The sequence below is a fragment of the Cellulomonas sp. P4_B5_2 genome (assembly GCF_056402235.1).
This window is the reverse complement of the sequence record NZ_JBFUHU010000218.1, coordinates 1-6429: the sequence shown is the minus strand read 5'-3', so window position 1 is coordinate 6429 and position 6429 is coordinate 1. Positions and strand designations below refer to the sequence as shown.

The 6429-nt window shown below is 72.4% G+C and carries 7 protein-coding genes; 1 reads left to right on the top strand and 6 read right to left on the bottom strand.

The annotated features are described in order from the left end of the window. The 3 genes from AC1DUQ_RS15305 to AC1DUQ_RS15295 form a co-directional block, all read right to left on the bottom strand. Nucleotides 1–864: P-type ATPase actuator domain-containing protein (locus AC1DUQ_RS15305; protein WP_477074081.1), on the bottom strand; the 864-nt coding region annotated here is incomplete at its 3' end. A 99-nt stretch (nucleotides 865–963) separates the two neighbouring features. Next, nucleotides 964–3066 carry an MMPL family transporter gene (locus AC1DUQ_RS15300; RefSeq protein WP_477074080.1) on the bottom strand — a complete coding sequence of 701 codons (2103 nt, stop codon included), beginning with the start codon at nucleotides 3064–3066 and terminating at the stop codon, nucleotides 964–966. 167 nt (nucleotides 3067–3233) lie between these two features. Next, nucleotides 3234–4286, bottom strand: coding sequence for an aminotransferase class V-fold PLP-dependent enzyme (locus tag AC1DUQ_RS15295; protein WP_477074079.1), 1053 nt, complete (start codon nucleotides 4284–4286; stop codon nucleotides 3234–3236). 114 nt (nucleotides 4287–4400) lie between these two features. On the opposite strand from AC1DUQ_RS15295, the gene AC1DUQ_RS15290 reads away from it, so the two are divergent. Then, a complete protein-coding gene (locus AC1DUQ_RS15290) occupies nucleotides 4401–4700 on the top strand; it encodes a hypothetical protein (RefSeq protein ID WP_477060955.1) in 300 nt (99 codons plus the stop codon). Between the two features lie 80 nt (nucleotides 4701–4780). Here AC1DUQ_RS15290 and AC1DUQ_RS15285 read toward each other — a convergent pair whose 3' ends face one another. The 3 genes from AC1DUQ_RS15285 to AC1DUQ_RS15275 all read right to left on the bottom strand — a co-directional run. Beyond that, nucleotides 4781–5311, bottom strand: coding sequence for an alpha/beta hydrolase family protein (locus tag AC1DUQ_RS15285; RefSeq protein ID WP_477074078.1), 531 nt, complete (start codon nucleotides 5309–5311; stop codon nucleotides 4781–4783). Next, nucleotides 5308–6114, bottom strand: coding sequence for a Cof-type HAD-IIB family hydrolase (locus tag AC1DUQ_RS15280; protein WP_477060957.1), 807 nt, complete (start codon nucleotides 6112–6114; stop codon nucleotides 5308–5310). Before AC1DUQ_RS15280 ends, AC1DUQ_RS15285 begins: the two co-directional genes overlap by 4 nt. 12 nt (nucleotides 6115–6126) lie before the next feature. Then, on the bottom strand, nucleotides 6127–6429 hold a 303-nt coding region (locus AC1DUQ_RS15275; RefSeq protein WP_477074077.1), incomplete at its 5' end, for a M20/M25/M40 family metallo-hydrolase.

Below are 6429 nucleotides of genomic sequence, written 5' to 3'. Positions count from 1 at the left end.
GACCGCGGTCGCGAGGAACAGCAGGTCGCTCGGCGACTGGCCGCGCAGCACCCCGATGAGCACGATGACCGCCACCGCGCTCCACGCGATGACCCCGAGCACCTTGGTCAGCTTGTCGAGCTCGCGCTGCAGCGGCGACTTCGTCTTCTCCACCGACGACAGCAGGGTGGCGATGTTGCCGATCTGCGTCGTCATGCCCGTGGCGGTGACGAGCATCGTGCCGGTGCCGCGGGTGACCGACGTGTTCTGGAACGCCATGTTGGCGCGGTCGCCGAGCGGGACCTCCTCGTCGGCGAGCGTGATCACGTCCTTGCCGATCGGCGTGCTCTCGCCGGTCAGCGCCGCTTCCTGCGTCTCCATCGTGGCGGTCCGCAGCAGCCGGCCGTCGGCGGGCACGATGTCGCCGGCCTCGAGCTCCACGATGTCGCCGGGCACCAGCTCGTTCGCGGGGATCTGTACCAGGGCACCGTCCCGCCGCACGCGCGACTGCGGTTCCTGCATGGTGGCGAGCGCGTCGACGCTCTTGCGGGCGAGCATCTCCTGCCGGGCGCCGATGACCACGTTCACCACGACCAGGAACCCGACGATCAGCGCGGTCGAGCCCTGCCCGATCGCCGCGCTCACCGCCGCGACCGCCACGAGCATGATGTTCATCGGGTCGCGCAGCTGCGCGAACACCACCGACCACACCGACGGCGCGGCCTGCGCGGTGAGCGTGTTGGGCCCGTACCGCTCCCGGCGGGCCGTCACCTCCGCCGCAGTCAGGCCGGCCGAGAGATCCGTGCTGAGCTGCGCGCTCGCGGCCTCGGGGTCGAGCGCCCACCACCGGGTGGGGGCTGCGGTGCTGCTGAGAGTATCTGTCACCGAGAGCTCCTCAAGCCGCGACGAGTGGTGCACGCTCGTGCGGCCACGCTAGCGCGAGATGCCCGGATCGCGGAGGATCCGGGCATCTCGGTCTGCGCGTCAGGAGACGGGTACCGCGACCGGCGCCTCGGCGGGCTCCGGCTCCTCCTGCTTGCTGAGTTCGCTGGGCCACCACATGGCCCTGCCGATGTCGAGGTTGAGCGCCGTGACCAGCACCGACCGCACGATCAGGGTGTCCAGCAGCACGCCGAACGCCACGGCGAACCCGATCTCCGCGAACGCCACGAGCGGGAGGGTGCCGAGCACCGCGAACGTGCCCGCCAGGACCAGCCCGGCCGAGGTGATGACGCCGCCGGTGGCCGCCAGGCCCACCAGCGAGCCACGGTGGTGCCCGATCCGCAGCGCCTCCTCCCGCACCCGGGTCATGAGGAAGATGTTGTAGTCGATCCCCAGGGCCACCAGGAAGACGAACACGAACAGCGGGAACGACGTGTCCGCGCCGGCGTAGCCGAACACGTACTTGAACACGAGCGCGCTGATGCCGATGGCGGCGCCGAACGAGAGGACGACGGTGCCGATGAGCACCAGCGGCGCCACGACCGCCCGCAGCAGGACCATGAGGATGAGGAACACGACGAGCAGGATGATCGGGATGATCAGCCGGTTGTCGTCGGCCGAGGCCCGCTGCACGTCGAGGTTGACCGCCGTGGACCCGCCGACCAGCGCGTCGGCGTCGGGCACCGCGTGCACCGCCGCACGGACCCGGTCGACCGTGTCGAAGGCCTCGTCGGCGTCGGGCGCGGACGTCAGGGTGCCCTCGAGGTAGGCGAGGTCGTCCAGGACGACGGGTTCGGAGACGCTCGCCGGGTCGATCCCCTCGACCTCCGCGAGAGCCGCGGCGACGTCGGTGGCCTGGTCGGCGTTCGTGATCACGACGACGGGGGAGCCGGCGCCGCCGGGGAAGTGCGCGGAGAGCACCTTCTCGCCCACGATCGACGGCTGCTCGCCGCGGAACGACTCCTCGGTGGTCAGACCGGTCGCGTTGAGCGCCACGATGCCGACGCACGCGACGAGGAGCGCCGCGGAGGTGCCGATCCACGTCGCCCTTGGCCGGCGCTCGATCCGGCCGCCGACGCGCGCCCAGAAGCCGTGCTCGGACGGCTCGCCGTCGCCCAGCTTGGGAGTGCGCGGCCAGAAGATCCACCGGCCGCAGGTGACCAGCAGCGCCGGCAGCAGGGTGAGCATGACGAGCACCGCGACGCCGACGCCGACGGCGGCCACCGGGCCGAGGCCGGCCGTGGAGTTCATCGTCGCGAAGAGCAGGCAGAGCATGCCGATGGCCACCGTGGCACCGCTGGCGATGATCGCCGGGCTGGCGCGGTGCAGGGCGAGCGCCATGGCCTCGTGCCGGTCGCCGTGCTTGCGCAGCTCCTCGCGGTAGCGCGCCACGAGCAGCAGGGCGTAGTCCGTCCCCGCGCCGAACACGAGGACCGTGAGGATGCCGGCGCTCTGCGCGTTCACGGTCAGGKCGTAGTTGTCGGCGAGCAGGTAGATGAGCGCCTGCGACACGGTGAGCGCCACGCCCGCGGAGATGACCGGCAGGAGCCAGAGGATCGGGCTGCGGTACGTGATGAGCAGGATGACGATGACGACCGCGACCGCCGCGTACAGCAGCGTGCCGTCGATGCCCTCGAACGCCTCGGACGAGTCCGCGGCCGAGCCGGCCGGGCCGGTGACGTAGACATCGAGGCCGTCGGGGCCGTCCTCCGCGGTGGCGCGCAGGTCGACGACGGCGTCGGCGGCCAGGTTCCAGCCGTCGGACCCGAGGTCGAGCGGGACGATGATCTGCGCGGCGTTGCCGTCCTCCGAGGGGATCGGGCCGACGACGTCGCCGTCCAGCGTGTCGAGCGTGCCGAACTCGGCGGCGTCCGCCGCGATGGCCGCCAGGTCGTCGGGCGTGAGGCCGGACGACCGCTCGTAGACCATGACCGCGGGGATCGTGTTGGCGGACACGAAGCTGCCCGCGACGTCGAGCACCTCCGTGGACTCGGCGTTGGACGGGAGCCAGGACTTGGCGTCGTTGTCCTGCGCGCCCGTGAGCTTGCCCGCGAGGGGCCCTAGGAGCGCGACCACGACGAGCCAGAAGGCGATGACGGCGAACTTGAGGTAGCGATGGGTGATCCATCCGGCGACCTGAGACATGGGTGTTCCTTTGCAGGGGATGTCGACGACGACTGGAAAGGGGCAGACCGCCCGCCCGGAGATACCGCGGCGGCCGCCGGTCTCGGTGCTGTGAGTGATCCTAGGATTTCGGGGTCGGCAGGCCCAGGGATATCGGGGAGACCCCCCAATCGACCCTCAGGTTCCCCTCAGGAGTTGCTCAGGGCAGCCACGGCGCGTGCCACGTCGTCGGCGTCGTTCCAGACGTGGAACGCGAGCCGGACACCGCCGCCGCGGCCGGCCGCACGGGTGCCCGCGGCCGCGAGGAGAGCTCGTCGCGAGCCTGCCTCGTCGTCGGGCAGGGCCACGATCGCGCTGCCGCCGGGCTCCATCCCGAGCCCGGCACGGAAGGCGTCGGCGAGACCGACCGCGTAGCGACGGACGTCGTCCGCAGGTGCGTCGGCGAAGAGCTTCAGCGCGGGGACCGCGCCCACCCAGCAGAGCCAGGCGGGGGAGACGTCGAGCCGCCGCGCGTCCCCGGCGAGCGCCATGTGCGGGCCGTAGACCGACGACCAGATCTCCTCGCCCGCGTACCAGCCGGCGCTCGTCGGTCGGAGCCGGTCGAGCACGTCCGGGCGGACGGTGAGGAACGCGGTGCCGCGCGGCGCGGACAGCCACTTGTACGACGCGCAGACGGTGACGTCGAAGGCGGTCGCGTCCACGGGCAGCCAGCCGGCGGCCTGCGTGACGTCGCAGACGGTCAGGGCACCGGCCGCGGCGGCCGCCGTGCGGATCGCGTCGACGTCCGCGATCCGACCGTCGCGCGACTGCACCAGCGAGAACGCGACGGWGTGGGTCGACGCCCGGACCTCGTCGGCCAACGACTCCAGCGTTACCTGCCGGACGGTGACGCCGCGGTCGGCGTGCGTCAGGAACGGGAAGACGACCGAGGCGAAGTCGCCGTCGACCACGAGCACCTCGGCGCCGTCCGGCACGCTCGATGCGACCAGGCCGACCAGCGCGGACGTCTGCGAGCCGATCGCCACCCACGAGGTCTCGACCCCGACCAGCCGGGCGAAGGCGGCGCGCGAGGCCGCCACCGCCTCGTCGTACACCGCGAGGTCGGCCTTGCCGGCCTGCCAGGAGTCCAGGGCGTCGCGCATCGCGTCCACGGTCGCCCGGGCCGGCAACCCGCACGTGGCCGCGTCGAGGTAGCCGGGCACGGGGGCGAACGCGGAGCGCAGCACGGTCAGGGAGTCCATGGCGACGATCGTCTCAGCCCGCGGCCGCGGCCAGGTGTGCCGAAACGGGGTCCGTGCCTGCGTTCCTCTCGCTAGCGTGTCGCCAGCACCGACGCCGACCAGGGAGCCACCGCCATGCCGCCGTACTGGACCGCCCGCCGCATCCTCTGGACCGGTGTGGTCGTGGCGCTCGGCGCCAGGCTCGTCGTCCTGCCGGTGTTCTACGCCCTCGTGAACGCGTTCCCCTTCCGTGTCGACTTCTACGGCTTGGGCGTGGTCGACGTCTACGGCTGGCTCGAGGCCGTCATCTCGATCGCCGCGTGGGTGGGGGCGTCGATGGTCGCTGCCTCGTTCGTCGTGCGCGTCCTGGAGGAGCGCGGCGTGGTCCCCGCGGTTGTCGAGGACGCCGACGCCGACCGGTCGACCGAGCTCTGACTCAGCGGCTCAGCGCACGCGCGCCGGGTCCCCGGACTGCGTCGCGTGAAGACTTCGTTCCTCCGGGCGCAACGAAGTCCTCACGCGAGCGTGCTGAGCCAGTTCCGGACCGCGGCGGCGACGGCGGTGTCGCTCGTCGGCGTGTGCGTGCCGGGCAGGAAGACGGTGGTGACCGGCCCCGGGACGGCGGACAGGTGGGCGGTGAGCTCGTCGGGGGAGCCGAACGGGTCGCTGGTGYCCGAGACCGCCAGCACAGGGACGTGGAGGTCGGGCAGGTGCGCCGCGCGGAGGTTGTCGGGGCGGCCCGGCGGGTGCAGCGGATAGGAGAGCAGGACCAGCCCGGCCGCGGGCAGTCCCTGCGCGACGGCCATCGAGCACATGCGGCCGCCGAACGAGCGGCCGCCGAGCACCAGCCGGTCCGTGCCGACGCCGAGGGAGTCGGCGAACGCGGCGGCCTGCGCGGTCACGTGCGCGATCGCCGGTGCCGCGGTCTTCGGGAGGTCGAGCCGCAGCACGGGCAGCGGGGCGACGGCCGCCTCGACGGCGACGAGCGCGGGGCTCTCGCGGGTCCCGCCGAACCCCGGGGTGAGCAGCAGCCCGGCGACGGTCATCGCAGGCCCAGCACCGAGGTGATGGTCCGGACCACACCGTTGGCGGTGTTGGCGGGTGCGACGAACCGGGCGTGCGCCCGGACCTCGGGGTGCGCGTTGTCCATCGCGAACGAGTAGTACGCCGCGTCGAGCATGCCGATGTCGTTGAAGTAGTCGCCGAACACCATGGTCTGCTCGGCGGTGATCCCGAGCGCGGCCTGCACCGCCCGCAGCGCGTGGCCCTTGTCCGCGGTCGGGCTCATCACGTCCACCCAGTGCTCGCCCGAGACCAGCCCGTCGAACGGCTGCAGCAACCGGCCGGCGCCCGTGACCGCGGCGCCGAAGTCGTAGACGGCCACCTTGAGGATCTGGTCGTCGACCACGGTCAGGTCCTCGACGTGCTCGAGCTTGGCGTAGTAGGGCGTCGCGTGGTCGAGGAACGCGTCGTCCGTGCGCTCGACGTACGCGGACCGCTTGCCGCACAGCACGGTCCCCAGGTCGAGGTGGTCGGCCGCCCGCACGGTCTCGACGGCCTTCCGCGCGGTGCCCAGGTCGAGGCCGTCGGAGCTGATCTCCTCGTCGTGCTGGACCACGTAGGAGCCGTTCTCCGCGATGTAGACCAGCTCGTCCCGGCCGAACTGCCGGCGCAGGGTGGCGTACTGCCGGCCGCTCGCCGGGCACAGGCGGATCCCGCGGCGGTCCAGCTCGTCGAGCAGCGGCCAGAAGTCGTCGTGGATCCGCTTCTCGTCGTCCAGCAGGGAGCCGTCCATGTCCACCGCGATGAGCCGGATGTCGGGGACGGGGTCGAAGACGAGGGGTTCCACGGGGCGATTCTCTCAGGAGGCCTCGCGGGCCAGGTGCTCGACCGTCGCGGTCAGCGCGCGGAGGCCCGTCTCCACGTCGGCCAGGCTGACGTCCTCGTCCGGGTGGTGGCTGATGCCGTCGGGGTTGCGCAGGAACAGCATGCCGACGCCGGTCACCGCCCCGATGGCCATGGCGTCGTGCCCCGCGCGGCTGAACAGGGCGGGGACGTCCCGGCGGCCGGTGTCCTCGATCCCGGCGCGCACGACGTCCTGCAGGAGGGTGTCGCACATGACCGCGGGCGCCTCGTGCAGCTCGCGCGCGGACCAGGTCAGCCC